General features: G+C 61.2%; 25 protein-coding genes and 1 pseudogene. 14 read left to right on the forward strand and 12 right to left on the reverse strand.

Translation table 11 applies throughout. The annotated features are described in order from the left end of the window. Nucleotides 1-2 precede the first annotated feature (2 nt). Nucleotides 3-2,438, reverse strand: a complete 2,436-nt coding sequence (locus tag GGQ67_RS15105; protein WP_183900963.1) for an autotransporter domain-containing protein — start codon at nt 2,436-2,438, stop codon at nt 3-5. A 276-nt stretch (nt 2,439-2,714) separates the two neighbouring features. Here GGQ67_RS15105 and GGQ67_RS15110 point away from each other — a divergent pair, with 276 nt between their 5' ends. Together GGQ67_RS15110 and GGQ67_RS15115 are read left to right on the forward strand one after the other, a co-directional pair. After that, on the forward strand, nt 2,715-2,939 hold the full coding sequence (locus GGQ67_RS15110) for a hypothetical protein (protein WP_246400193.1): 225 nt from the start codon (nt 2,715-2,717) through the stop codon (nt 2,937-2,939). A gap of 555 nt (nt 2,940-3,494) precedes the next feature. Continuing rightward, on the forward strand, nt 3,495-4,190 hold the full coding sequence (locus GGQ67_RS15115; protein ID WP_183900964.1) for a L,D-transpeptidase: 696 nt from the start codon (nt 3,495-3,497) through the stop codon (nt 4,188-4,190). A 319-nt stretch (nt 4,191-4,509) separates the two neighbouring features. On the opposite strand, the gene GGQ67_RS15120 is transcribed toward GGQ67_RS15115, so the two are convergent. The 7 genes from GGQ67_RS15120 to GGQ67_RS15150 all read right to left on the reverse strand — a co-directional run bounded on the left by GGQ67_RS15120 (nt 4,510) and on the right by GGQ67_RS15150 (nt 10,183). Then, on the reverse strand, nt 4,510-4,941 hold the full coding sequence (locus tag GGQ67_RS15120; protein ID WP_183900965.1) for a MerR family transcriptional regulator: 432 nt from the start codon (nt 4,939-4,941) through the stop codon (nt 4,510-4,512). Between the two features lie 161 nt (nt 4,942-5,102). Then, nucleotides 5,103-7,184 carry a heavy metal translocating P-type ATPase gene (locus tag GGQ67_RS15125; RefSeq protein WP_183900966.1) on the reverse strand — a complete coding sequence of 694 codons (2,082 nt, stop codon included), beginning with the start codon at nt 7,182-7,184 and terminating at the stop codon, nt 5,103-5,105. Then, nucleotides 7,181-7,402 carry a copper ion binding protein gene (locus tag GGQ67_RS15130; RefSeq protein WP_210279649.1) on the reverse strand — a complete coding sequence of 74 codons (222 nt, stop codon included), beginning with the start codon at nt 7,400-7,402 and terminating at the stop codon, nt 7,181-7,183. Before GGQ67_RS15130 ends, GGQ67_RS15125 begins: the two co-directional genes overlap by 4 nt. A 506-nt stretch (nt 7,403-7,908) precedes the next feature. Beyond that, nucleotides 7,909-8,562 carry a DsbA family protein gene (locus GGQ67_RS15135; RefSeq protein ID WP_183900968.1) on the reverse strand — a complete coding sequence of 218 codons (654 nt, stop codon included), beginning with the start codon at nt 8,560-8,562 and terminating at the stop codon, nt 7,909-7,911. Further along, nucleotides 8,559-8,999: a disulfide bond formation protein B gene (locus tag GGQ67_RS15140; RefSeq protein ID WP_183900969.1), complete on the reverse strand. Its 441-nt coding sequence runs from the start codon at nt 8,997-8,999 to the stop codon at nt 8,559-8,561. Before GGQ67_RS15140 ends, GGQ67_RS15135 begins: the two co-directional genes overlap by 4 nt. 293 nt (nt 9,000-9,292) lie before the next feature. After that, nucleotides 9,293-9,481, reverse strand: coding sequence for a hypothetical protein (locus GGQ67_RS15145; protein ID WP_183900995.1), 189 nt, complete (start codon nt 9,479-9,481; stop codon nt 9,293-9,295). 78 nt (nt 9,482-9,559) lie between these two features. Next, nucleotides 9,560-10,183, reverse strand: a complete 624-nt coding sequence (locus GGQ67_RS15150) for a TetR/AcrR family transcriptional regulator (protein WP_183900970.1) — start codon at nt 10,181-10,183, stop codon at nt 9,560-9,562. Between the two features lie 130 nt (nt 10,184-10,313). On the opposite strand from GGQ67_RS15150, the gene GGQ67_RS15155 reads away from it, so the two are divergent. Further along, entirely contained in the window at nt 10,314-10,523 is a 210-nt protein-coding gene (locus tag GGQ67_RS15155; protein WP_183900971.1) for a hypothetical protein, read from the forward strand. A gap of 143 nt (nt 10,524-10,666) precedes the next feature. Here GGQ67_RS15155 and GGQ67_RS15160 read toward each other — a convergent pair whose 3' ends face one another. Further along, a complete protein-coding gene (locus GGQ67_RS15160; protein ID WP_183900972.1) occupies nt 10,667-12,613 on the reverse strand; it encodes a methyl-accepting chemotaxis protein in 1,947 nt (648 codons plus the stop codon). A 469-nt stretch (nt 12,614-13,082) separates the two neighbouring features. Here GGQ67_RS15160 and GGQ67_RS15165 point away from each other — a divergent pair, with 469 nt between their 5' ends. After that, the gene (locus GGQ67_RS15165) at nt 13,083-14,126 is read left to right on the forward strand and encodes an SMP-30/gluconolactonase/LRE family protein (protein WP_343056518.1); all 1,044 of its coding nucleotides are present in this window, start codon (nt 13,083-13,085) and stop codon (nt 14,124-14,126) included. 52 nt (nt 14,127-14,178) lie between these two features. Here GGQ67_RS15165 and rhaI read toward each other — a convergent pair whose 3' ends face one another. Next, nucleotides 14,179-15,471, reverse strand: a complete 1,293-nt coding sequence (gene rhaI / locus GGQ67_RS15170; RefSeq protein WP_183900973.1) for an L-rhamnose catabolism isomerase — start codon at nt 15,469-15,471, stop codon at nt 14,179-14,181. Between the two features lie 83 nt (nt 15,472-15,554). Between rhaI and GGQ67_RS15175 the strand changes: the two genes are divergently transcribed. Then, nucleotides 15,555-15,713, forward strand: coding sequence for a YqaE/Pmp3 family membrane protein (locus tag GGQ67_RS15175; RefSeq protein ID WP_183900974.1), 159 nt, complete (start codon nt 15,555-15,557; stop codon nt 15,711-15,713). Nucleotides 15,714-15,716: 3 nt separating this feature from the next. Here GGQ67_RS15175 and GGQ67_RS15180 read toward each other — a convergent pair whose 3' ends face one another. Further along, entirely contained in the window at nt 15,717-17,813 is a 2,097-nt protein-coding gene (locus tag GGQ67_RS15180) for a bifunctional rhamnulose-1-phosphate aldolase/short-chain dehydrogenase (RefSeq protein WP_183900975.1), read from the reverse strand. Between the two features lie 197 nt (nt 17,814-18,010). Between GGQ67_RS15180 and GGQ67_RS15185 the strand changes: the two genes are divergently transcribed. From GGQ67_RS15185 to GGQ67_RS15225, 9 genes are all read left to right on the forward strand, one after another. Then, on the forward strand, nt 18,011-18,820 hold the full coding sequence (locus GGQ67_RS15185; RefSeq protein WP_112435443.1) for a DeoR/GlpR family DNA-binding transcription regulator: 810 nt from the start codon (nt 18,011-18,013) through the stop codon (nt 18,818-18,820). Between the two features lie 50 nt (nt 18,821-18,870). Next, nucleotides 18,871-19,866 (forward strand): rhamnose ABC transporter substrate-binding protein, encoded by a 996-nt coding sequence (gene rhaS, locus GGQ67_RS15190; protein WP_183900976.1) that lies wholly within the window; start codon nt 18,871-18,873, stop codon nt 19,864-19,866. Between the two features lie 71 nt (nt 19,867-19,937). After that, complete coding sequence (locus GGQ67_RS15195; RefSeq protein ID WP_183900977.1) at nt 19,938-21,473, forward strand: sugar ABC transporter ATP-binding protein; 1,536 nt, start codon at nt 19,938-19,940, stop codon at nt 21,471-21,473. 9 nt (nt 21,474-21,482) lie between these two features. Continuing rightward, nucleotides 21,483-22,484, forward strand: a complete 1,002-nt coding sequence (locus GGQ67_RS15200) for an ABC transporter permease (protein WP_183900978.1) — start codon at nt 21,483-21,485, stop codon at nt 22,482-22,484. Beyond that, nucleotides 22,481-23,494 carry an ABC transporter permease gene (locus tag GGQ67_RS15205; protein WP_183900979.1) on the forward strand — a complete coding sequence of 338 codons (1,014 nt, stop codon included), beginning with the start codon at nt 22,481-22,483 and terminating at the stop codon, nt 23,492-23,494. Before GGQ67_RS15200 ends, GGQ67_RS15205 begins: the two co-directional genes overlap by 4 nt. Then, entirely contained in the window at nt 23,491-23,811 is a 321-nt protein-coding gene (gene rhaM, locus GGQ67_RS15210) for an L-rhamnose mutarotase (RefSeq protein WP_112973071.1), read from the forward strand. The genes GGQ67_RS15205 and rhaM overlap by 4 nt, the downstream gene beginning before the upstream one ends. Next, a complete protein-coding gene (locus GGQ67_RS15215) occupies nt 23,808-25,190 on the forward strand; it encodes an FGGY-family carbohydrate kinase (RefSeq protein ID WP_183900980.1) in 1,383 nt (460 codons plus the stop codon). Before rhaM ends, GGQ67_RS15215 begins: the two co-directional genes overlap by 4 nt. 85 nt (nt 25,191-25,275) lie before the next feature. Further along, complete coding sequence (locus tag GGQ67_RS15220) at nt 25,276-26,043, forward strand: fumarylacetoacetate hydrolase family protein (RefSeq protein WP_183900981.1); 768 nt, start codon at nt 25,276-25,278, stop codon at nt 26,041-26,043. Nucleotides 26,044-26,128: 85 nt separating this feature from the next. Then, nucleotides 26,129-26,632: a hypothetical protein gene (locus tag GGQ67_RS15225; protein WP_183900982.1), complete on the forward strand. Its 504-nt coding sequence runs from the start codon at nt 26,129-26,131 to the stop codon at nt 26,630-26,632. 117 nt (nt 26,633-26,749) lie between these two features. Here the strand turns inward: GGQ67_RS15225 and GGQ67_RS15230 are convergent. Continuing rightward, nucleotides 26,750-26,848 (reverse strand): annotated as a pseudogene (locus GGQ67_RS15230) (electron transfer flavoprotein subunit alpha/FixB family protein); the annotation flags it as partial.

Consider the following 26,848-nt stretch of genomic DNA (forward strand, 5'->3'; position numbering starts at 1 on the left):
TCTTAAAACGTCACGATAAACTTTCCACTCACGCCCTGATCGACAGCATCCCCGGACAAGGCCGCATTGTAGGACAGGCCCACCTTCATGGTGTCGGAAACAAGCGCGTCGAAGCCCAGTTCGATCAGCGCCGCATTTCTGGTTGCGGCCAGCCCGGTCACGCCAAAGGGAGAACCACCGGAAAAGGCGACGTCGGTGACCGGCGAAACATCACCGAATGCATACCGCCAACCGATCATCCCCCTGGCTTCGACCATGAGGTCGTCGATGGAAAAGGCAGACGTGGCGCGCAATCCAAGCGTGGTGGTCCCGACGTTGTCGTTGCCATCGTCCACCTTGAGTGCCGCGCTCCCTCCGGTTTCGGTGAACCCATCGGAATTTACATTGACGTATGCGGCGCCGAGGAATGGTTCCAGCGTTGCTTCGCGCAGCTCGATCTTGTACCCGGCTTCACCGAATATCTGCGCCGTCGCCGCCGAATAGCGGCCCGAGAGACGCTCATTGAACCCTGCGAACACGACATCGCGTGTCGTGTCGACGTTATGCCAGGCATAGGCGATGCCACCTCTTATAGTGACCTTGCCAAGATCGACCCCTACATAGCCCGCAATGGACCAGTCGTCGCTGCCGGCGCGGGCGCGACGGCCATCATCGTCGAAAGACGATCTGCTATAGCCGCCGGCGAGGCCGATCCTGACGGTATCGCTCATTTCGCCATCGCCGCCGAGAAAGAAGCCGCCAATGGAACGGTCTAGCGCGGATGCCTCCGAGGTTGCGTCACGGGTGGCCCATGAGCCCACGCCTTGAAGCCAGAAGCCGTTTGCGACCTCATCGTTCCGCGCTGTCTGGCCGGCCCCATAGAGCCGGTCGTTGATCGCATCACGCACGAAGCGGCTGTCGTCGATCATCGAGGAGCGGATCGACGCGTAGCTCTGGCCCGAGAGCTGATCGAGGGCCGTGTCGATATTCGTCGGAGAGACCTGCCCCACGATCGCGTCGAAAACAGGATTGCCCGAGCCCAATGACTGCACGCCGGCCCCCGTACCGATCCTTGCAAAGGTCTGCGCCGCGATGGCGGACACGATGGGCTCTCCGTTATAGGTCACGTCGAGATAGCCGCTGGAGGCATCGTAGGCGAAGGCGAGGTCGGCCAGCGGGAGCTGTTGCGGCGTATTGGCGAAGAGACCGGCGACGCCGCCAGTGGCTGTGATCAGCGTATAGCGGGCCGGACCAAAGAAGGAGCCGACCAGATCGAGTGACGAGCCGCTGATCGTGGCCACGCCGTTGACATCGAGAAGATCGCTTGTGCCAGTGAGGCCGAGATAGCCTATGTCCGCGCGGTAGGTCGAGCCGGGCGCCAGCAGCAGATTGCCCGCGATGGCGAGCACGCCGATATCGTGGCCTGAACTGCCGGGGGAGATGAAGCCGCCAGCGTTCACCGTCGTCGACGGCAACGTGCTGTCAAAGCCGGCGATCGTGCCGCTCGAATTGACCGTAAGCGAACTCGAGCTCGACAGGTCCATGCCGTTGATCGCCAGAACCCCACCATTGACGATTGTCGCGCCGGTGTAGGCCGCCGTTCCGGAAAAGATCTGTGTGCCGGCGCCGGTCTTGACGATGCCGAGCGGACCGGCGGAGAAGCTGCCAAGAAACGCGACCTGCCGCCACGCCGCCGTATCGATGGTCAGTGTCGCCGCCCCGCCAAGAGAGGTGCCGACGCTTCCGGCACCCGAGAGTGAGCCGATCGTCGCCACATGTCCCAGCAGGTCGAGGTTTCCGTCAACGGTAAAGCCACTCGTTGGAGACAGCACGTTATCTGCGCCGGCCTGCAAGGTGGCGGCGGACCTGATCGTCGTATCTCCGGTATATGTGTTTATTCCGCCAAGGGTGAGCACGCCGCTTTGCAGCGTCAGCGCGCCGTTCCCCCTGATCGCACCTGACATGGTCGTGCTGCTCGCTGCGATTGCCAGTTCGCCGTCTGAAATCAGCACGCCGCCGAGCAATGTCGCTCCGGTCGAAAATCCCAGAAAGGTTGAACCACCTGTCTGCAAAGCATCCGCCCGCACGGCCCCGTCGCCGCTCAAGCCGCCGATGATCGCACCGCCGTTCGCGATCGACAGATCACGGCCGATGATGCCGGCGCCACCCGCGCCCGCTGGCCCGGGCGTACCAAGAGCGCCGCCCGATCCACCGGCTCCGCCCGCACCGCCGGTCACGGTCGCCCCCGCGCCGATCGTGACCGCGGTCGGAACAGACGCAATCAGCCCCGCGCCGCCCTCACCACCGGCGCCGCCCACGGACCCAACCCCACCGCCAGCCGCACCACCGACGCCGCCTGCCCCGCCCGAGAGCGTGGTGCCAGGCGCGACGTCGTAAGGGATGCGCTGCTCCTGCGCTCGCGGATAGACCGGGACGAGAAATGAGGCGGTGCAGAGCACGAGGACTATCTGAGTGTGGAGGCAACGGCGCGAGTGCGCCCCGGCGACATCCTCGCCGTGGCCAGCCTTGCGATGACGAAATAAGCGCCAGCGACTGATAATGGACGTGTTCCCTCTGCCCAGAATCTCAGCGTATGCAAGTATTTGCGAATTGTCTAATGAATTTGGGCTGAAGTCGTTGTCGGCGTCCGTGCAACCCGGCGCGGGTGCCAGCGCAATCCGGTTCGAGCTTTAGTGGCCCGTGGCGCTGGCACTATGTCACAGGACTGCACGGGATTGCAGCAAGAGTTGGGGCTGACCTATTTTTTCGTCCGCCACGATCTCGGCGTCATCCGCTATATTTGCGACGAGGTCGCTGTGATCTATCGCGGGAAGCTGGTTGAAAGCGGACCGGTCGAGGATATCTTCGAGCGGCCGACGAACGAGTTACACGCATGCTTCTGGAGGCGATGCCGGTCCCGATCCGGACCGCTCACCATTCCGGCAAAAGTAACCGCCTGAGTTATCAGGCGTCGGGATGATCTGTCGGTTCCCGGCCCTTCATCGGCAGTTAGAGCTGGCGCGGCACGACGCGGCCCGGCTTGGGTCCTGGAGATCGACGAGAAGGTGCTGATCGACGTGGTATCGAAGGACGCGGCCACCCGTTTGGAGGCGATGTAGCCGTCAAGGCTTGCTACCGCGACATCAAGGCGCATGTGGCCGTTGTGCATCTCCCGTAAAAAACGATGCGATTGTGTTGAGAAAACAGCAGTTTTCGCTTGAAGCTAAACCCACTAGAGCTCTTAGCAATAGCGCGATCGAAATTTCGCATTTGGACATCTCGTTGGACGATTCTTCAGCACATTTGCCAGCTCCGCTTTCCACTGCCGGCTTGTATCAAGTTGCAGAGGAAGAGATCCAATACGGCCGCCTGCGCATAGTTTCGATGAGCGGTTTTCATTGGCCGCATCCCATGGAGTGACGAACAGGGTTTTCCACGAGAAAGCCGAGTTTTCTGACGGCCGGAGACGGCTTGTCGCTCACGAAATCCAGATCCTACAGGGTTCCACTTTGATCATGAACGAAAAATCTCTCATCACTCGCCGCGGCCTGCTGCTCGGCATGACGACGGTTCCTCTCGCCCTGTCAGGCTGCACCAGCGTGCCTGCGCAAGCCCCGATCCCCGCGGCTCAGCCGCGACCGGTTGGCCCTCCCAGCGAAGCCGAACTTGCGACCCGCTACGCCGCCATGGAAGACGGCGGTTTCCAGCTTCCCGCGATTCCCTACAAGCAGATCGAGCCGCGCCTCTACAGGCAGCGCGTGGAGAACACGACCGGCGAACAGCCTGGAACTGTAATCGTGGATGTGCCATCCCGTTACCTCTACGTCGTGGAGCCGGGCGGCACCGCGATGCGGTATGGCGTTGGCCTGGGCCGCGCCGGCTTCGCGTGGAGCGGTGAAGGCGTGATCCAATGGCGCCAGAAGTGGCCGCGCTGGAAGCCGCCGGCGGAAATGATCGCGCGCCAGCCGGAACTCGCCAAGTTCTCGGTCGAAAACGGCGGCCAGGAGCCGGGTCCCGACAATGCGCTCGGTGCTCGTGCGCTTTACATCTTCCAGAATGGACAGGACACTCTCTATCGTCTTCACGGCACCAAGGAGTGGTCATCGATCGGCAAGGCGGTTTCTTCCGGCTGCGTTCGCCTGCTCAACCAGGACGTCATCGACCTCTACACCCGGGTTCCGTACAAGGCGAAGATCATCGTTCGCCAGTGATCAAGGTGGTCTGCCGATCTCCGGCAGACCGTCGACAATATCGTGTCAGCGTCGTCTAGCCGAATGTTGTGCGCGGCGCTCGCCTGACAAATTTCAGGGGAGTTTGGCGCCACGGTCGCGGTCGACCGATAATCAGACCAAAGCCGGCACGGGCTCTACCCGTGTCGGCGCTTCTTTTTCCGGCAGCGTCATAAAGCAAGAAAACGGCGATCTTTCAGATTAGCCTGGCACTTTAGCCACCTGCCTCTGAACGTAGCACTTGAAGCCTGTGGCAATCGCGGCGCGGTTCTTTCAGGTGTTTCTCGCTCGCGGCCTGGCGTCAATGCGCCGCGGAGACCTCGGGATCACGTTCGGGAGACAGCGTCTCGATAATCCGGCATTCAGCGACAGTTCCGCAGGAACACATCGCCAACATTCGGTCGAGTTCGGTTTGCAATGCTCTCAGATCGGCGATCTTGCGTTGAACCTCCACGAGATGTTCTCTCGTAATCGCGTCGACGGCTTCGCAGGAGCGATCTTTCTCGTCGGACAAATCAAGCAGAGCCCGGACCTGATCGAGCGAAAAGCCCAGATCCCGGGCCCTTCGAATGAAGCTTAAACGGTTGAGGTCCGATCGCCCATAAGAGCGGTAGTTTCCCGCGGTTCGCTCCGGCACTGGCAAGAGACCGCTCTTTTCATAAAATCGGATCGTCTCGACCTTCGTCCCCGTCATTTTGGCCAAGGCGCCGATGGCAAGCGAACGGTTCTTCATTTTTCATATCCCTGTAGCTGATACATGGTTGTACCGCTGAAGGGAGCCTTGGACAATCCGGCCGATCGGAGGATTTCCACAGCCACTTCGGAATATCCACCGCTCAACGCAACATGCGGCGCGCCGAGTACCGGCGCGCCGCATGTCCAATCGATCCGTAACTACTTCTGTTTGATGAGGCGGGACGAATTGGCCAGAATACCGATATCGGGCACCGCCTGAAGCGACGCTGCGACGATCGGCGGGATGACACCGGTGGCCGCCAGCGAAAGACCGGCGAGATTGTAGAGCGCGGTGAAGGCGATATTCATCTTGACCACGCCCATCGTCCTGCGAGCGATGCGGAAGACATCGGCGATCAGGCCCCAGTCCTCGCGCATCAGCACGATATGAGCGGCCTCCATCGCGACATCAGTGCCACCGCCCATGGCGATGCCGACTTCCGCCTGGGCGAGCGCCGGCGCGTCGTTGACGCCATCGCCGACCATGACAACGCGGTGACCCTTCGCCTGGTTTTCCCGGACCACGCGGATCTTGTCCTCAGGCAGCAGATTTGCCTGGAACCCGATGCCGAGCGGACCGGCAATCGCCGCCGCGGTCCGCTCGTTGTCCCCGGTCAGCAGTTCGATACGCGTGATGCCGAGCTTGCGGATTTCGTCGATCGCCTTGCCGACTTCCGGACGCACCGTGTCCATGGCCGCGAGTATGCCGGCGGGACGACCGTCGATCGACATGATCAGCAGCGTTTTTCCTTCCGATTCAAGGCGTGCGACCGCGCTATCCTCGTCGAACATCGGAACGAGGCGGCGATTGCCGATCTCGATCGTCCGGCCGCCGATGACGGCACGGATGCCCTTGCCGGGGATGGCCTCGAAGCGTTCCGGTTCGCCTGCCCGCAGTCCCTTGTCGCGGGCATGCGCACGAACGGCCTCCGCCAGGGGATGTTCCGAATGCCGCTCGGCCGTCGCGGCGAGCTGTAGCAGTTCGCTTTCCGTGGTGCCGTCGAGCGAGACGATATCGGTGACGTTCGGCTTACCCGTGGTCAGCGTTCCCGTCTTGTCAACGAGAACGACGTCGGCCGACTTGATCGCCTCGATATATTTGCCACCCTTGATCAGCAGGCCGCGCTTGGCTGCCGCGCCGATGGACGCCATCATGGCGATGGGTGTCGCAAGCGCGAACGAGCACGAGCACGCAACGACGAGCACCGCAACCACGGCCATGACATTGCCGCTGATCACGTAGGTGAGCGCGGCGATCGCCGCGACGATCGGCAGGTACCAGCCGCTGAACTTGTCGGCGATGCGCTGTACTTCGCCGCGATTGGCTTCAGCTTCCTCGACCAGCTTGACCGTGCGACCGAAGGTGGTGTCACGGCCGACGCTCTCCGCACGCAGCTTGACATAGCCGAGCTTGGCTATGGTCGCGGCAAACACCTTGTCGCCCGTTTCGGCTTCCACCGGCATGCTTTCACCGGTGATCGCCGCCTGGTCGAGTGTTGCCTGACCTTCGAGGATGATCCCGTCGACCGGGACGCGCTCGCCGGGACGCACGACAACGATGTCGCCAACCACGACCTGCTCGACCGCCACCTCGATTTCGTCTCCATTGCGTTCGACGCGCGCCTTGGTGGGCGCCATCGCCTGCAGTTCACGCAACAGACCACGGGCTTTCTCGCTGGTGAAACGCTCGATGTAGACGCCCACCCGCATCAGGAAGACGACAACGGCGGCCGTGTCCCACTGACCTGTCACCAGCGCCGCGGTGGCGCCGACCGTCATGAGTGTATGCGCCGTGATCTCGAGGCGCAGCAGAGACTTGAAGACGTCGAGGAAGATCGTGGCTCCAAAAGCCAGGACGATCAGCGTACCCACCCAAAGCGGAACCAGCTCGGTGACGGCTGCGAACACGCCAAGCGCCTCGCCACCGACGACCAGCAGCAGAATGACCCCGAACAAGATGCCGAGCGCCATGAAAAGCTGCTTCTGAAGGTTGTTGCCTTCCTTGACGTAGTAGGGAACGTCCGCGGATTTCGGCGCGGGAACGGTGAAGCCGACCTTCAGGACCGTTTCCTTCAGCTTGTCACGGCTGACAAGTTTCGGGTCGAGATCGATGATCGCCTTCTCCGCGTTGAGGAGCACCTCGACGTTCTCGACGCCGGGGAGTTTCTTGAGCGCTCTCTGGACCTTCTTCGCGCAGGCGGCGCAATCCATGCCGCCGATGGGGAGCTCGAGCGTACTCATCGCGGCACATCAAAGCCTGCATCTTCGACGGCCTCGAAGATGGTCGCTTCTGAAATCTGTTCGGGATAGAGCGTGACGCTGGCGCTGTTGCTCGCAAGCGAAACCTTGACCTCCTCAACCCCAGGCAGGCCACCGACAGTGGCCTCGATCTGCTTGACGCAATGGCCGCAGTCCATGCCCTCGATTTTGAATTCGATCGTCTTGGTCGTTCCGGACACCATATTTCTCCTTCTGCATCAGCTCACGTCGAGCTTGTGAAGGCAATGTGGTGTCTGTAGTAACTACAGGGTCAAGGGCCTTTGATTTTTTCTTTGCAGAATTTCCGGGCGATGGTCTCTTTGGCCGCTTTGCAATTGAAGCACCCAACGCGTGGCGGCCTGAACGAGCCTCGCCGGACGGCTTCCGCACCCTCCCCGGCCGTGAGAATCCGAGATATCTCCGTCCCTCCGCCTCGTCGAGCGAGCTACCCATTATATTGATGTGAAGGACGTGGGCATGAGCTTGGGATGTGGGAGCGTCTTCTCGCGCTCCGCCTGCGGCCCGATGAAGATTGCTTCAGACGTTGCCGCAGCGGCGTAGAGTTTGCCCGGGATCACGGCGCGATGCGGTGATCAAATTAAGCGGCGCCGTAAATGTCTTCCAATTTACGGCGCCTGATGTGTGCCTGATCTTAGATCGACAACGACAGCGCCGGCAACGGCGCTGTCGTTCGACGACTGTATTTCTAACTTCCCTTTGACTTGTCGACCTCGCTCTTGACGAGATCCATCAGGCCTTGCGGGCCAAAATTGACGAGTGGCTTGCCGTTCACGAAAAAGGTCGGCGTCTGCTGGACGTTGTTCGACTTGACATCAGCGGTATCAGCCTGGAGCACCTGCTCGACCTCTGGCTTGACGCTGTAAAGACGAGCGCCCATCAGTTCCAAGCCCGCATCACCGGCGATCGCCCATGCCTTCTTCAAATCAGGCTGGCCGTCCACGGCCCACTCCGGCTGCCTTTGCATCAAGGCGGCCAAGACAGGTTCGAACTTGTTCTGATTGCGAGCAGCCTCGAGTATTCGGACTGCTTCGTCGGACCCTTCATGAAACGGTGTGTATCGAAGAACGACCCGAACGTCATCGGGGTAGGTGGCGAGAATATTTTTCACCAGCGGGAAGAACGCCCTGCAGGCCTCGCAGGAAGGATCGAAGAATTCCACGATGGTGACCGGCGCTTCCACCTTGCCCAGGACAGGCGAATGGGGGCGGACGAGTGTATCCGCCGGCGCGACGACAGCCGCCGCGACCTCCTGTTGCGTGGCGGAATAATAGTAGGCACCGCCTCCAAACAGAGCGAGCGCGCTAAGCGCCGTAGCGGTGACGACAAGCAGGCGTTTCATCGAACGGTTTCCCTTCGGCCAATAAGGAGAAGAATTGAAATTGCTGAAAATGCGAACAGTGACAGCACCGGTAGCGGCACCACATTGAAGATTGTCATCTTCGCGTCACTGCAAGACGGGCCCTTGCCACAGGGAACGATAGCCTCCGGAATGAAGCCATAGTAGAGAAGCACATGGTAGCCGGCGACCAGCAGGCCCGCGCCACTGAGAGGCAATGCGTAACGCCAGACATTACGATCCGCCTGTATTACGGCAACCGCCAAAACCAGTGCCAGCGGAAACATGAATGCGCGCTGGTACCAGCACAGAATGCACGGCGCCTGGCCCATGATCTCACCGATGAAAAGCGCGCCGAGGGTCGCTGCGAGTGCAATTGCCCATGCTAAGAAAAGCGTCGACCACCCGCCCTCTTCTTGTCGTTCTGTCGAAATGCTCATGAAATGTCCGAATAATGCATACTCTTTAATCATGCACCCTCAACCAACTAAAGGGTCAAGTGGGCATTTTCCCGAATAGCGACGCATCGAAGGAAAACAGCATTTTTTGATGCTTTTCCACAGACAGTGTGGAGCCTAGCTCGCGCTTGAATGGCTGTTGAAAGCACACCAGCGATCGGCCGCACTACATTCGAGCGGGGAATCTGCGGCAAACCTGTTAGAGACCGCCCGGCAAAGGCCATGTTCACATCACGGTCGATGCAACGATTATACGACTTTACTGGAGGTCGGCATCATCCGGCGCGGGAGTGTTCGAGCATATCGATCTCCGCCGAGATTTCGTCTATTCTTGAGCGCAACTCACAGTCCGTGCCGTCGTTGACATCCTCGTCGCCGAAGCAATCTCGTGCATCATAGAGTTCAAGCTTGGCTTCAAGCTCCGCCCGTTTGGCATACAGGCGATGGAGATAAATGTGATTCATCGTCTCGCTCAACCGTGTTTCCACATCTGGTTGAAAACGAGCTCCCCTCATTAAAGTTCCAAGCTTCGGAGCCCGCGCTCAAGCGAAGGCGGCGACAGCGGCGTTGCAGGCTTTGGAAAAATGGCCACAACAGTTGTCCTTGCCCATCGACTGACGGGTGACGCGGGCGCCTTCCAGAAGCAGGGTCAAGGTGTCGGCCAGCAGCTGCGGTTCGCGCGCGCCGGCGGCGAGACAGAGCGCTTCCAGCCTGTCGCGCTGCTCCGCCTTATGGCGCTCGATAACGCCATAGGCGGGGTGACCCTCCCCTTTGAGCTCGATCGCCGCATTGGCCAGATCGCAGCCGACGTGATCGCCGCAAAGGCTCTGTGTCCTGAGCTCGATCCAAGCAAGCAGTTGCGCGCGTGCGTCATCGGGATGCGTGGCTTCCAGCTCGCGCCAGATCGCCTCGGCCTTCTCGGAGGCGCGGCGCAGGGTTTCGCATACCAGCTCGTCCTTCGACCCGAAGTGCCGATAGAGCGTCATCTTGTTCGTGAGAGCACCTTCGGCAATCGCATCGACACCGATGCCGCGAATCCCGTGCTCCCGGAAAAGCTCCGCCGCGGTCGAGACGATACGTTCCCGGGGAGGGATTTTTTCATCGGTGCCCGCTGGCAGGAGAGCTGTCGAAGTTTTTGATTTTTCTGCGGACAATGTCCTTGACATCCATGTGACCGATCGGTAACAAATGCATTGTTACTTACCGGTAACACCACTTTTCGCGGAAGTCAATGCCGAGAGGGCAGCGCAGCCGGAGTGGAACACGGGCGACCGCCCACGAAAGGAGGACTGAGCCATGAGAAAGACCAGAGACGACCTGACGATATCCGAAGCCCTTCGCGACCCCCTGATCGCCATGGTGATGCGCGCCGACGGCGTGAAGCTTGAAGATTTCAAGCGACTTCTGGAGACTGCGGCGGTGAAACGCGAACAGCGCGTCAACCCGGTCAAGAAATTCATCGACGTCATCAAGACCAATCCGGCTGCGGTTTGCAGCTACTGCTGACGCCTTGGGCTTCCCTGCCCCCGAAAGCCGTCGCCTTAATGGCGGCGGCTTTTTTGTCTTGTCATGATTGATGTGATTGGACGCAGCGCGGCGTGCATCACGAAAAACGGAGCCCACTGGGCTCCGTTTGCAAGCGATCCGGATCAGAACTCGGACCATTCAGGCTCTTGCTTGACCGCGGCGTTGCCTCGGAACGCGTTGGTCAGCCTCTGGCCCAGCTGTCGCGCCGGCGACGCGACGGGACCGTGGTTGCCCGTCATCGCCGTCGGCCTGGCAAGGCTCGGCCGCGCCTGGTCGGCAACGGTGCCTCCGTCCAGCTTGAACTGGGACATCAGCTGGGACAGCGCCGTGGCTTCCTGCGCGAGGCTGTGGCTGGCCGCGGTCGTTTCCTCGACCATGGCGGCGTTCTTCTGCGTGCCTTCGTCCATGGCGTTTACCGCGGTGTTGATTTCCTGCAGGCCAAGCGACTGCTCGCGCGACGCCTCGGCGATCGCGTGAACGTGGCGGTTGATCTCCTGGACTTCGGCGACGATCGCATCCAGCGCCTTGCCGGCCTGGCCGACGAGTTCCACACCGGACTCCACCTGGGAGCCCGAAGCGGTGATCAATGCCTTGATCTCCTTGGCGGCGCGCGCCGAGCGCTGCGCAAGCTCGCGCACTTCCTGAGCAACGACGGCGAAGCCCTTGCCGGCGTCGCCGGCACGGGCGGCTTCGACGCCGGCGTTCAGCGCGAGGAGATTGGTCTGGAATGCGATATCATCGATCACGCCGATGATGTTGCTGATCTCGTTCGAGGATTGTTCGATAAGATGCATCGCGGTTACGGCGTTGCGAACGACCTCGCCGGAGCGTTCGGCGGCCTCGCGCGTCTTGGCGACAAGCTGGCTGGCATCGTTCGCGCGTCCGGCCGCGTCCTTGACTGTCGTCGTGATCTCCTCCAGCGCCGCGGCCGTTTCCTCAACGGAAGCAGCCTGCTGCTCGGTACGCCTGGAAAGGTCATCGGCGGAGGCGCGGATCTGGCTCGACCCTGCGCTGATGGCGCTCGCGTTGGCGCCGACCGCCTGGAGCGCGTTGTTGAGCTTGGAGACCGCGGCGTTGAAGTCCTGACGAAGCGTGTCGAGGTCACCGGTAAACGGTGTATCGATCTGGCAGTTGAGGTCGCCATTGGCGAGATCGCCCAGCGCGCCGCCAAGGGCCTTGACCGCCCGATGCAGGTTGGCTGCCTCAGCTGCCTTCTCCGCCTCGCGCTCAAGGCGCTCGCTATCGCTCATCGAACGGGTGGCCTCGGCCTGCTGTTCGATACGCATCCGGTCGATTGCGTTGGTGCGGAACACGGCGACGGCGGCTGCCATCTGGCCGATCTCGTCGCGCCGGTCGAGGCCATGCACGTCTTCGCCGGTCTCTCCGGAAGCAAGTGTTTCCATGCGTTGACGAAGCTTCGCCATCGGTGTCGTCACACCCTTCTGGGCGATGATCATTGCAAGCGCGATGGCCGCGACGACGCCCAGAGTAAGGCCGACAAGGGTACGAAGGATGGTCGATGAAACGGACGCTGACAGTCCGCTGCCGCCCTCGGCCAGCAGATCGGCCATTGCCTTGTTGTTCGCGCCGAACTTGGGTGACAGGCTGACGATCATGTCGTCGAGCTTTGCGGCGAGTTGCTGCGTCTCGGCCGCATTACCGGCGGCGCGTGCGGCGAGAAGCTGATCGCCGAGCGACTTCAGGGCGTCCGCGCCGGCAAGCAGTTCGTCGATCGCGGCCTTGCGGCTCGCAACCAACTCCGGAACCTGAGCAAGACGTTGGCGGGCGCCGGCGAATTCGGTCGCGAAGCGCTTGGAGATGTCGTTGAAGGCAGCGGAGCCGGGCTCCTGCGCGACGGCGCGGCTCAGCCACGTCGTGGATGTCCAGATACCAGCTGCCGCGCGGGCGCTGAAGGTCGCAGCCTGACTCTCGTTCTGAAGAAAGCCGGTATACTGCTGATTGGCGGCGCTGAATCTATCGGTGAGATAGAGCAGGCCCGCCATGGAAACGAGGCCGAGCATGGCGATAGCAATAAGGAACTTGGTTTTTATCTTAAGGTTTTTCAACATGATGCACCTTGTAAATCGGGATGAGACTGAACGGCGACGCCTGCGAATGAGTGCAGGTCAAACGCAAGTGAAATGAATTCTGAAACTTTGGGACAACGCATCATGCGCGGTGGATCGACTGCTCATCTCGATCCGGCGACCTCAACCTAGGCGCTTACCCTTAAGGAAATCTGACTTTTGAAAACACATCCGGATAGAATCGACCACGGATTTGAATTTTGTCAAAGTCTTCCGCCGATATCTCGTAAGTATATATTTATTCAATCTAATTTTTCGATTCATGTTGTTCACAAGGAAGCGACGCGGGCTGTGGTTGTACGGTGACCACTGGTTAACCAGTTGGGCAAGTGCCTGAAGAGTATTGTTGCGGCACACGCATAGGTCACCCTACATGGGCGCGATCATTACTTTGATCGCGAGCCGCCACCGTGGCGAGCCGATTTGAAACAAGTCATATTGAGGATGCTTAGTGGTTTACACACGCCGTAACATCATTGCCATGTCCGGAGCCGCGCTGGCCGGGGCCGTTCTGCCGAAGGCCGCGGCCGGACAATCGATCGATTTCAAGCCGAACGCGCGCTATCCCGATCCGGCCATCGAAATCCTGGATCCAAGCTTCACCAAATACAGGCTGGGAAGCAGCTCGGTGGAACAGCTCGCCACCGGGTGCCGCTGGTTGGAAGGTCCCGTCTGGTTTGGCGATGGCCGCTACCTGCTCGTCAGCGACATCCCGAACAACCGCATCATGCGCTACGACGAAGCCACCGGCGCATGGGGCGTTTTCCGCAGCCCGTCCAATTTCTCGAACGGCAATGCGCGCGACCGGCAGGGGCGCCTGCTCACATGCGAACATCTGACACGCCGCGTGACACGCACCGAATACGACGGAACGATTACGGTGCTTGCCGACAACTACAAGGGCAAGAAGCTGAATTCGCCCAACGATATCGTTTGCAAGTCGGACGGCTCCATATGGTTCACCGACCCGCCTTTCGGCATCTCCGGCGAATGGGAAGGCGAAAAGGCGACGCCGGAATTGCCGCACTCGGTCTACCGCATCGCGCCGGACGGCTCGCTCGGGCTGGTGACGGATGAGCTCAAGGGTCCTAACGGACTGGCATTTTCGCCCGACGAGAAGAAGCTCTATATCGTCGAGGGTCGCGCGCAGCCGTTCCGTATCATCTGGAGCTACGATGTCGGCAAGGACGGCTTCACGCTCAGCAACAAGACGGCGCTCGTCACCGCTGATGACAATGGTGGCCTCGATGGCTTCCGGGTGGACGTCGACGGCAATCTGTGGTGCGGATGGGGAAGCAACGGCACCGCCGCCGCCAAGCCGGAACAGCTGGATGGCGTAAAGGTCTTCAATTCGGCTGGCAAGGCCATCGGCTTCATCCGCCTACCGGAGCGGTGCCCGAACCTCGCATTCGGCGGATTGAAGAAGAACCGCTTGTTCATGGCAAGCAGCCACTCGCTCTACGCGCTCTACGTCGAGACGCGCGGCGCGGTGTGATTGAAACTCGAGCCGTCGCGGCTATCGCGACGGCTCGACCAAGCCTCAGACCTCAAACGATGCCGCCGCTGCCGCCGACCGACGCCGGGCGCTCGGCGGCGACCTTCTTGCGGTATCCGCTGGCGCGGTATGTCGCGATCGGATCGATGGCGCCACCAGCACGGCGACGGGCTTCGGCGAGGATCGGCTCGACATCGGTGCGATAACCGCGCTTCAGGGTTTCGGTCGCCATCAGCGCGTCGTTCTCGTCCTGGAAGCCGGAAAGCGCCTTGCGGTCGACGATCAGCGCCTGCGCATAGGCGCGGCGGATTTCGTTGGCGCTGTTGATCAGGCTTTCGATCGGATCGGTGACATTGTGCGACTGGTCGATCATGTGGGCCGGATTGAAGTCGTTGGCGCCGCGCTGCTCGGCCTCGACCAGTTCGTTGAACACGAGGAACAGGCGGTAAGGCTCGATCGAACCGGCATCGAGGTCGTCGTCACCATACTTCGAATCGTTGAAATGGAAGCCGCCGAGCTTGCCGAACTGGATCAGCCGGGCCACGATCATCTCGATATTGGTGTTCGGCGCGTGGTGGCCGAGGTCGACAAGGCAATGCGCCTTCGGGCCGAGCGTCTGGGCGATCAGGTAGTTGGTGCCCCAGTCCTGCACAACCGTCGAATAGAAGGCCGGCTCGTACATCTTGTGCTCGGAAAACAGCTTCCAGTCGTCGGGCAGCGCCTTGTAGATGTCGGCCATCGAGGCGAGGTAGCGTTCAAAGGCCTTGGTGAAGTTGCTCTGGCCCGGGAAGTTGGAACCGTCGCCGACCCACACGGTCAGCGCCTTGGAGCCGATCGCCTTGCCGATCTCGATGCACTCGATGTTGTGCTCCACGGCCTGCGCGCGGGTTGCCGCGTCGGTGTGGCTGAGCGATCCATACTTGTAGGAGTGGGCCTGGCCGGGCGCGTCGGAAAAGGTGTTGGAGTTCATCGCGTCGAAGCCGAGGCCGAGCTGATCGCCCTTTGCCTTCAATTCCCTGACGTCGGTCTTGTCCCACGGAATGTGGAGCGAGACGTTCGGCGTGGCGCGCGTCAACTCGTTGATGACGGAGCAATCGTCCAGCTTGTCGAAGATCCCGCGTGGTTCGCCAGTGCCGGGAAAACGGGCAAAGCGCGTGCCGCCGGTGCCGACACCCCAGGACGGAACGGCGACGAAGAACTCGGAGACGCGGCGCGTGATCGCTTCAATGTCGACGCCACGGCGCGAAAGATTGGCGCCCAGCGCCTCGTAATCGGATTTGAGCGCGGATGCGCGCTTGTCGTTTTCCTGCGCAATCACATCCTGCGCGATTTTAGGCTCGGCCATCGGTTCCTCCCTCTTCGCATCGAACCAAACGGCTCCTGTCCGCGTTTCGATGCGTGAAATGCTAAATCAATGACGAGGCGACCTTGGACATCATACGCATTCTTTTCGCGATCATCCTGCCACCTGTCGGCGTATTCCTGCAGGTCGGAATCGGCCTGCATTTCTGGCTAAACATACTGCTGACGCTGTGCGGATACGTTCCGGGGATCATCCATGCGATATGGGTGATCCTGCGGAAGTAACGATCAGCGCGGGAAGCTCTGCGCGTTTCCGGCATCGACGTTGATGATGTTGCCGGTGGACTTGGCCGAGAGATCGGACGCCAGGAAATAGATCGCTTCGGCGATATCCTCCGGGAAGACGTTGAGCTTCAGCATGGAGCGCTTGCGGTAGTGCTCCTCCAGCTCGTTGATCTCGATCTTCGACGAAGCCGCACGCTGTTCGCGCCACTCGCCGTTCCAGATCTTCGATCCGCGCAGGACCGCATCCGGGTTGACGGTGTTGACGCGAATGCCGGCTTCCGCGCCTTCAAGTGCCAGGCAACGCGCGAGATGGATCTCGGCGGCCTTTGCCGTGCAATAGGCTGCGGCGTTCGGCGACGATGCCAGGCCGTTCTTGGAGGCGACGAACACGACGTTGCCGCCGAGGTTCTGCTTGCGGAACAGGCGGAAGGCTTCGCGTGAGACGAGGAAATAGCCGGTCGCCAGAATGTCGATGTTCTTGTTCCACATCGAAAGCTCGGTGCTCTCGATCGGCGCGGACGACGCGATACCGGCATTCGAGACGAGGATGTCGACGCCGCCGAATTCGACGCAGGCTTCCGCGAAGGACGAGATCACGCCGTCTTCCTTGGTGACATCCAGCTTGACGCCGCGAACGGCATCGGCGCCGAACTGCTTGGCGAAATCGGCCTTCGTGCTGTCGAGCGCTTCCTGGTCGATATCGGCCAGCACCACGCAGGCACCCTCGCCGATCAGGCGCGCGGCCGTCGCGCGGCCGATGCCGCCGGCGCCGCCGGTGACGAAGGCAACCTTGCCGGCCAGGCTCTTCGGCTTCGGCATGCGCTGAAGCTTGGCTTCCTCGAGCAGCCAATATTCGATGTCGAAGGCTTCCTGCTCCGGCAGGCCCTGATATTCCGAAACGGTCGATGCACCGCGCATGACGTTGATGGCGTTGACGTAGAACTCGCTGGCGATACGCGCCGTTGCCTTGTCGCGGGCAAAGGACAGCATGCCGACGCCGGGAACGAGGAAGATGACCGGGTTCGCATCGCGCATGGCGGGCGAATTGTCATGCTTGCAGTCGTTGTAGTAGCGCGCGTAATCGGCGCGGTAGTCTTCGAGCGCCTTGTCGAGACCGGCGACGATCGCGTCCACATCCGGCTTCGCCGGATCGAAATCGACGATCAGTGGGCGGATCTTGGTGCGCAGGAAGTGGTCGGGGCAGCTGGTGCCGAGCGCGCCGAGCGGTGCCAAGTTCTTCGAGTTGACGAATTCGAGAACGGCGTCCTGATCGTCGAAATGGCCGAGCTTGCGCTCCGCCTTGCCGATGCGGCCGCGGATTTCGGGCATCAGGCGCGCGGCGATGGCCCGACGCTGTTCAGCGGCGAGGCTCTGGGTTGCGGCGCCGCCAAAGATCGTCTTGCCTTCGGTCTTTTCGGCGAACCAGACGATCGCCTTGTTGATGATCTCGAGCGTCAGCTCGTAGCAGGCCTTGGCGTCGTTGGCCCAGGTGAAGAGACCATGGCTTTCGAGCACGACACCCTTCGAATTCGGGTTCGCCTTGACGAAGGCTTCGAGGTCGAGGCCGAGCTGAAAGCCCGGGCGGCGCCAGGGCAGCCAACCGATCTCATCGCCGAAGATCTGCTTGGTCAATTCCTTGGAATTCTTCGAAGCGGCGATCGCGATGATCGCATCGGGATGCATGTGATCGACATGCGTAAAGGGCACGAAGCCATGCAGCGGCGTATCGATCGAAGCGGCACGGCCGTTGAGGTTGTAGGTGCAATGCGGAAGGAAGCCGACCATGCGGTCTTCGTCCTCGACGCCCTTGTAGATGCCTTTCAGCGAGTCCAGCTTGTCCTGGTAGAGGGTGGCGAAACCGTCGAGCTTGATGGTGCCGACGTCACCGCCCGAACCCTTGACCCAGAGAACCTTGACCTTCTCGCCGGTCAAGGGGTCGGTTTCCATGACCTTGGCCGACGTGTTGCCGCCGCCATAGTTGGTGATGCGCTTGTCGGCGCCCAGCAGGTTAGAGCGATAAAGCAGCTTTCCAGGCTCATCCAGCCCTGCAGCGTACGAGTCATCCCAACGGTTATCCAGAAGCCGGACGGTTGCCGCCATGTCATCCTCCCATGTAAATTCTTCAGGGCTCGAAATGAGTCATACGCCCTTTGCGGTGACGGTATCGCTCATCAAAAGCGGCATTGTCAATCGAAAACGATCAAAAACGATTATGTTGCAGCGCAGTATGAAAAAATATGATCGTTTGTGATTGACACATTATCACAACTGCGGAATAAACGATGCAGGAGGAACCCATGCACGAACGCGAACGCCATCGCATCATATTGAGCGCCGTACAGGAAAAGTCGGTCGTGACGGTTCAGGATATTTCCGAGCTGACCGAGGCTTCCGAGGCGACGATCCGGCGGGATATCGCGGCGCTTCATGTGCAGGGAAAGATCCGGCGCGTGCGCGGCGGAGCCGAGGCCGTGCATCCGCCGCAGCTTGGCAATCTCGCCGGCAGGCCTTTCCGGGTTTCAGAATCAGTCAACTCCGATAAGAAGCGTGCAATTGCGCGCGCGGCCGTCGATCTCTGCGATCCCGGCGACGCCATCATCATCAACGGTGGAACGACCACCTTCCAGATGGTGCATTTCATGGCGGCGCATCGCATGCAGGTGATGACCAATTCGTTCGCTATCGCCGAGCATCTGGTCAAGCACTCGAAGAATACGGTGACTGTGCCCGGCGGCGTGATCTATCGCGAGCAGAGCCTGATCCTGTCGCCCTTCGACAATGATGCGATCCGCAATTTCTATGCGCGGCGCTTTTTCATCGGCGCGCAGGGCGTTGGCCCGCTCGGCATCATGGAGGCGGATGCGCAGATCATCCAGAGCGAGCAGAAGCTGATGCATCAGGCCGACGAACTGATCGTCATGGTCGATTCCAGCAAGTTTCATCGCCGCTCGAGCCTCATTCTGTGCCCGCTCGATCGCGTCACGACCGTGATCACGGACGAGGGCGTTTCCGACGAGGCGGTGCGGATGATCGAGGATGCGGGCGTCAAGCTCGTCGTTGCGAGCATGGTCTCGCAGGCAAGGGAGGATTCCTCGTCGGTCGCCTGAGCGGTGCCGGCAGGATGTAGTCAAGTCAATCAACGTGGGAGGAAGAAAGCATGAAATTCGCAAAGACACTGGCGGTGGGCGTCGCCTTTGCAGTCGCATTGATGGCCGGCGCAGCCAGCGCCAAGGACATCAAGATCGGCCTCGTGGTCAAGTCGCTCGGCAACGGCTTCTTTGAAGCCGCCAACAAGGGCGCCCAGGAAGCAGCCAAGGAACTCGGCGGCGTGGAAGTGATCTACACCGGCCCGACCTCGACGACGGCCGAAGGCCAGATCGAAGTCATCAACTCGCTGATCGCGCAAGGCGTCGACGCCATAGCGATCTCCGCCAACGATCCTGACGCCGTCGTACCGGCCCTGAAGAAGGCCAAGCAGCGCGGCATCAAGGTCATCTCCTGGGATTCCGGCGTCAACAAGGACGGCCGTATCCTGCAGCTGAACCCATCGTCGAACGAACTGATCGGCAAGATGTGCCTGACGCTCGTCAAGGACCACCTGGAAGGCGGCAAGGGCGACTTCGCGATCCTGTCGGCGACCACCACCTCGACGAACCAGAATATCTGGATCGGTGAGATGAAGAAGCAGCTCAAGGACTTCCCCGGCCTGAACCTCGTCACCACCGTCTACGGCGACGACCTCTCCGACAAGTCCTATCGCGAAGCCGAAGGCCTGCTGAAGTCGAACCCGAACGTCAAGGTCATCGTCGCTCCGACGACGGTCGGCGTTCTGGCCGCTTCCAAGGTTGTCGAAGACAAGGGTCTCGTCGGCAAGGTCTACGTGACGGGCCTCGGCCTGCCGTCGGAAATGGCCGGCGCGATCAAGTCCGGCGCTACGAAGGAGTTCGCGATCTGGAACCCGATCGACCTCGGTTACTCCGCCACGCAGATCGCCTATCGCCTCGTCAAGGATGAAGCGACCGGCAAGCCGGGCACGGAAATCGAAGCCGGCCGCATGGGCAAGATCAAGGTCGATGAAAACGGCGAAGCCGCCATGGCGGACCCCTTCGTCTACAACGCGTCGAACATCGACCAGTTCTCGAAGGTTTTCTAAGCCTTTCGTGGACGGACCAAACCCGGCGGCACAGCCGCCGGGCCTTTCCCAATGAACACTGGTAAGCGCTGATGAACAACGCCCTTCAACACCCTGTTGCAAGCGTCGCGACAAACGACGTACCCGCAATTCTCGAGATGCGCGGCATTTCGCAGATCTTTCCCGGCGTGAAGGCGCTCGATAACGTCAGCATCGCGCTCTATCCCGGCAAGGTCACCGCGCTGATCGGCGAAAACGGCGCCGGCAAGTCCACCCTCGTCAAAATCCTGACCGGCATCTACCGTCCGAACGAGGGCGAAATCCTCGTCGACGGCAAGCCGACGACGTTCGCCAACGCGCAGGCCGCGATCGACGCTGGTGTCACCGCGATCCATCAGGAAACCGTGCTCTTCGACGAACTGACGGTTGCCGAAAACATCTTCCTCGGCCATGCGCCACGCACACGCTTTCGCACCATCGACTGGAAGCTGATGAACAGCCGCGCCAAGGCGCTGCTCACCTCGCTTGAAAGCAATATCGATCCGACGATCCGCCTGAAGGACCTCTCGATCGCGCAGCGCCACCTCGTGGCGATCTCGCGCGCGCTGTCGATCGAGGCCCGCATCGTCATCATGGACGAGCCGACCGCGGCCCTGTCACGCAAGGAGATCGACGATCTCTTCCGCATCGTCGAAGGCCTGAAGGCTCAGGGCAAAGCGATCCTTTTCATCAGCCACAAGTTCGACGAACTCTACGAGATCGCCGATAACTTCGCGGTCTTCCGCGACGGCCGCGCGGTCGGTCACGGCAATCTGAAAGCCACGCCACAGGACGAAATCGTCCGCATGATGGTCGGCCGCGATGTCGAGAACGCGTTCCCGAAGATCGACGTCGCGATCGGCGGACCGGTGCTGGAGGTTGAGAAATACTGCCACCAGACCGAGTTCCGCAATATCTCGCTGACGCTGCGCAAGGGCGAGATCCTCGGCATCTACGGCCTGATCGGCGCCGGTCGCTCCGAGCTCTGTCAGTCCCTGTTCGGCATCACCAAGCCGCTGTCGGGCAAGCTCACGCTCGACGGCCGGGAGATCAGCATCAATTCGCCGCTCGACGCCATCCGGGCCGGCATCGTCTACGTGCCGGAAGAGCGCGGCCGCCATGGCCTGGCGCTCCCCATGCCGATCTACCAGAACATGACGCTGCCCTCGCTGGGGCGCACCTCGCGCAAGGGTTTCCTGAAGGCGGCCAATGAGTTCGCGCTGGCGCGCAAATATGCCGAGCGGCTCGATCTGCGCGCTGCGGCGCTTTCGGTTCCAGTCGGAACGCTGTCGGGCGGCAACCAGCAGAAGGTCGTGATCGGCAAGTGGCTGGCGACCATGCCTAAGGTCATCATTCTCGACGAGCCGACCAAGGGCATCGATATCGGCTCGAAGGCGGCGGTGCATGGCTTCATCAGCGAGCTCGCCGCCGAGGGCCTCTCCATCATCATGATCTCATCGGAACTGCCGGAGATCATCGGAATGTCCGACCGGGTTCTTGTCATGAAGGAAGGCCTGTCGGCCGGCCTTTTCGATCGCAAGGACCTGACGCCGGAAACGCTGGTGCGCGCCGCCACCGGCAATGCTTGAGGATAGCTCATGTCCAGACTCTTGAGAAAACGCGAAACGCTGCTCTTCATCATCATCGCCGTGATGATCGCCGCCTTTTCGACCCGTGCCGATGGCTTTGCGACGCCCGGAAATCTCGCCGGCATCTTCAACGACACATCGATCCTGATCATCCTGGCGCTGGCGCAGATGACCGTCATCCTGACGAAGTCGATCGATCTATCGGTTGCCGCCAACCTGGCTTTCACCGGTATGGCGATCGCGATGCTCAACGCCGCGTACCCGGATCTGCCGCTGATCGTGCTCATCCTCACCGCGATCCTGATCGGCGCGTCGCTTGGCGCCATCAATGGCTTCCTGGTGTGGGCGCTCGAGATTCCGCCGATCGTCGTGACGCTTGGTACGCTCACCATCTATCGCGGCATGGCCTTCGTCCTCTCGGGCGGCGAGTGGGTCAACGCGCACCAGATGACACCGACCTTCCTCAATGTTCCCCGAACCGTCGTGCTTGGCATGCCGGTGCTGAGCTGGGCGGCGATCATCATTGTCCTTCTGATCTATATCGTGCTGAAGTACACACAGTTCGGCCGTTCCACCTATGCGGCCGGCGGCAATCCGACCGCGGCCGTCTATGCCGGTGTCGATGTCGGTTGGACCAAGTTCCTTGCCTTCGTGCTGTCGGGCGCGCTTGCAGGTCTTGCCAGCTATCTCTGGGTTTCGCGCTATGCGGTCGCCTATGTCGATATCGCCAACGGCTTCGAGCTCGACAGCGTCGCGGCCTGCGTCATCGGCGGCATCTCGATTGCCGGCGGCGTCGGATCGGTGCTTGGCACCGTGCTCGGCGCGCTTTTCCTCGGCGTGATCAAGAACGCGCTTCCCGTCATCGGCATTTCGCCCTTCACGCAGATGGCCATCTCGGGCACCGTCATCATTCTCGCCGTCGTCTTTAACGCAAGGCGCGAGCGCAACCGCGGCCGCATCATCCTGCGCGACAAGGCCGCCGCGGAAACCCCAGTAGAGGTGTCAGCATGAGCACCGTCGTTTCCTCGCCCGCTGAAAAGCGAGTTATCCCAGATCGCCTCGGCACGCCATTCAAGCGGATCATGTCCAGCTGGGAAGTGCTGCTTTTCGGCGTGGCCGTCCTGATCTTCATCTTCAATTCGCTGGCATCGCCCTACTTCCTCGATGCCTGGAACCTCTCGGACGCGACGTTCAACTTCACCGAAAAGGCGATGATCGCGTTTGCCATGGCGCTGCTCGTCATCTCCGGCGAAATAGACCTCTCGGTCGCAGCCATCATCGCGCTGGCCTCCACAGCCATGGGCGCCGCGGCGCAAGCCGGTGTCGGCGCGCCTGGTCTCGTTGCCATCGGCGTTGGCGTCGGCCTGCTTTGCGGCATGTTCAACGGCTTCCTCGTCTCGGTGATGAAGCTTCCGTCGATTGTCGTCACGATAGGCACGATGAGCCTGTTTCGGGGCATTTCGTACATCGTGCTGGGCGATCAGGCATACGGCAACTATCCCGAGGATTTCGCCTTCTTCGGGCAGGGATACGTCGTCTGGGTCTTCTCCTTCGAGTTCGTGCTGTTCATCGTGCTGGCGATCCTCTTCGCCATCCTGCTGCACGCCACCAACTTCGGCCGCCAGATCTATACGATCGGCAACAACGACTTCGCCGCGCGCTTCTCGGGCATCCCGGTCGAGCGAGTAAAGTTCATCCTCTTTATGCTGACAGGGATGATGAGCGGCATCGCCGCCGTGTGCCTGACCTCGCGGCTTGGCTCGACGCGCCCGTCGATCGCGCAAGGCTGGGAACTCGAAGTCGTCACCATGGTGGTTCTCGGCGGCGTCTCGATCCTCGGCGGTTCCGGCAAGATCGGCGGCGTCGTCATCGCCGCCTTCGTCATGGGCCTCGTCACCTTCGGTCTCGGCCTGCTCAACGTTCCCGGCATCGTCATGTCGATCTTCATCGGCCTGCTGCTGATCATCACCATCGCGATCCCGATCATCGCGCGCCGCATCAAAACCATGAGCTCGAAATGACGCTGGAAAAACACGCCTTCAAGATGACGCTCAATCCCGGCATGGAGGCCGAGTACATCAAGCGCCATGACGAAATCTGGCCGGAGCTGGTCGAACTGCTGCACCAGTCCGGCGCCAGCGACTATTCGATCCATCTCGACCGCGAGACCAACACGCTGTTCGGCGTGCTGACGCGGACAAGCGACAATACGCTGTCGAGCCTGCCGGAGCACCCCGTGATGAAGCGCTGGTGGGCGCATATGCGCGATATCATGGCCACCAATCCTGATAATTCACCTGTCCAGACCGACCTCGTCACCGTCTTCCATATGCCATGACGTCAAGCCAGAGCTACGCCCGCATTGCGGTTCTCGATATCGGCAAGACGAATGCCAAGGTTGTCGTGCTCGACAGCGCCACCGGCGCCGAGGTCGCGGTCGTCAAGACCCCGAACGTGGTGATCAAATCGGGTCCCTATCCGCATTACGATGTGGACGCGCTGTGGGCCTTCGCGCTCGACGCACTGAAGAGATTTGCGGTGTCGCCCGGTTTCGACGCGATTTCGATCACCACGCATGGCGCGAGCGCCGCTCTCCTCGATGCGGATGGAGCGCTCGCCATGCCGGTGCTCGACTACGAGCACGAATATCCCCAAGAGATCATCGACGCCTACACGGCGATGCGCCCGTCATTCGACGAAACCTACTCGCCGCGCCAGTCCATGGGTTTGAACATCGGAGCCCAGCTGCATTATCAGCAGACGGCTTTTCCGGAGACGTTCGCCGGTGTCGCCACCATCGTTACCTATGCGCAATACTGGGCGGCCCGCCTGACGGGCGTCGCGGCCAACGAGGTGACGTCGCTCGGATGCCATACGGATCTGTGGAACCCGCGTGCCTCGAGCTATTCCAGTCTGGTCGACACGCTTGATATAAGGCCGCTGATGGCGCCGATCCGGCCGGCTTTCGATGCGCTTGGCCCGGTTCTGTCTGAGATCGCCGAGGAGATCGGGCTTCCGACATCCGTTCCCGTTTTTTGCGGCATCCACGATTCCAATGCGTCGCTGCTGCCGCATCTGGTCAGCAGACAAGCTCCGTTTGCCGTCGTCTCCACCGGAACGTGGGTTGTCAACTTCGGTGTCGGCGGCGATCTCGACCATCTAGATCCGATGCGCGATACGCTCGCCAATATCGATGCCTACGGACGTGCTGTCCCATCCTCGCGGTTCATGGGCGGGCGCGAGTTCGAGATTCTGTCCGCCGAAATCGGCCCCGTGCCGATCGATGACGCGGTTGCGGCCATGCCCGGGGTCATCGAGAAGGGCATGATGCTGTTGCCCAACGTGGCGCCGGGGTCGGGGCCATTCCCGGGCAAGGAGCGGCGCTGGGTCAACGCGGACGCGGCGAGCGCCGCCGAACGCCATGCCTCTGCCTGCCTCTATCTGGCGCTGATGACCGAAGCGTGCCTGGGCTTGATCGGCGCAGGCGGGCCTGTCGTCGTCGAGGGGCCGTTCTCGTTGAACGAAACCTATCTCGATCTGGTTGCGGCGCTGACCGGTCGGGATGTGATCGCCGTTCCCGGCTCTACAGGCACGAGCGCGGGCGCCGCGCTGCTGGCGGGAATTGCGCCGATCGCGGGCAAGGAGAAGCATTTTCCGCCACGCGAGATCCTTCACTTGGCCGAGTACCGGCGGCGCTGGTACGTCGCGCTTGCATAGCACTCTTTCCGGATCGGCTCTTTGCTCCATCTATGAATGCCGATAGAGTTGCGGCGCATTTGATACCAGGTGAGGAAAGCACGACATGACAGTTTCATCCGGCGAGGGTTTCGATCCGCGGGCGCTGGCCGCGCGTTTGAGTGGCCTTGAAAAATCGGGGGAAAGAGCGCCGACGGCGGATTTCGTATTGCCCGCGACATTGTGCGAAGCAATGGATGCGCAGAATTTTCTGGCAGCCGAAGAGCGCATATCCACCCATGCGTGGAAGGTGGCCATGTCGCCGGCTGGCGAGGCTGTGCTCGCGCCCTTGCACCCATATTTGGAAGCCGTGTCCGGAGCATCGATTTCATGGCGTCCGGGCATGAAATTCGAGGCAGAAGTCGCGGTGCGTCTGGGACAGGACATTCCGGTTCGTCAGAACGGTGAGTATACGCGCGAGGAGATCGTCGAGGCGATCGCCGAATGCCATCTCGGCGCCGAGCTCCTGGCCAGCAGCATCCAGGAGAGCGGACAGGTGTCCTTCCTGCTCTATCTGGCCGAACGCATCGGCAACAAGGGCTATGTTCTCGGCCCGGCGCTTCCGAAGAGCGTTGTCGACACCATCGGCGACACCACGCTCAAGGTGACCCATGGCGGACAGGTGATCTATGACGCCCTGGCGCGTCATCCGAAGGACGACGTGCTGGTATGGCTGCTGGCCTACGCCAATGACAGGCTGCGCCCGCACACCTCGCTGAAGAAGGGTGCGCTGATCACCACCGGCACGCTGTGCGGAGCGATCGAACTGACGTCGCGCGGTCCTATCGACATCGTCCTCGGGAACGAAGCGCGTCTCAGCCTTTCGATCGTCTGATCGAGCTCGATTTCGTTTCCCGTCGTCATCGCGGAACATTGACGCGCCTCACGCATTCTCCCGGATTGAACGTCGGGAGAATGTGATGGGGAGCTTTCGTCTCGCCTTGTGCGTGCTCGTTGTCTGCACGGCCGGAGGTGCCTCCGCGAGCGAGGCGCCTTTCCTGAAGTCACTTGCGGGCAGTTGGACCGGTGCCGGCATGATGAAGCGAACGACGGCTTCGTCGCCAATCGATCTAAGCTGCAGTTTCCAGTCGAAGGCCAACGGCGAAGCCCTGTCGATGAACGGCAAGTGTACGGGCCTGCTCGTTGTTTCGCGCGACGTTTCGGCGCAGCTGACCGCGACCGGCGGCAATTACGCCGGCCGCTACATCGGTCCATCAGGCAGGGTTTCGGCGCTCAAAGGCGCGAGACGTGGAGATGCGATCGAACTCGCCGTCACCTGGTCCAGGGTGGTCAACGGTGACCGCGCCGCGACAATGACGATCCGGCGTTCCGGCGCGAATGAACTACGCATCAGGACAGTCGACAAAGATCCGGCGTCCGGCAGGCAGGTCGTGACCAGCGAGATCAATCTGCGACGAAACTGATGCTCATGCGCCGGTCGGTTCAGTGCCTCGGGCGAAGCGCTGCTCTCCGACCGGCTGGACAAGCTTTATGAGCGCAACAGCATCATCTTCACCGCCAACCTCCCTTCGCGCGTATCCTCAGAGAGCCTTCCGCAGCTCGGGCAGTGCGTCGAAGAGATCGGCGACGAGGCCGAAATCGGCGACCTGGAAGATCGGTGCTTCCTCGTCCTTGTTGAT

The organism is Rhizobium metallidurans, assembly GCF_014196505.1.
GTDB classification, from domain to species: domain Bacteria; phylum Pseudomonadota; class Alphaproteobacteria; order Rhizobiales; family Rhizobiaceae; genus Rhizobium; species Rhizobium metallidurans.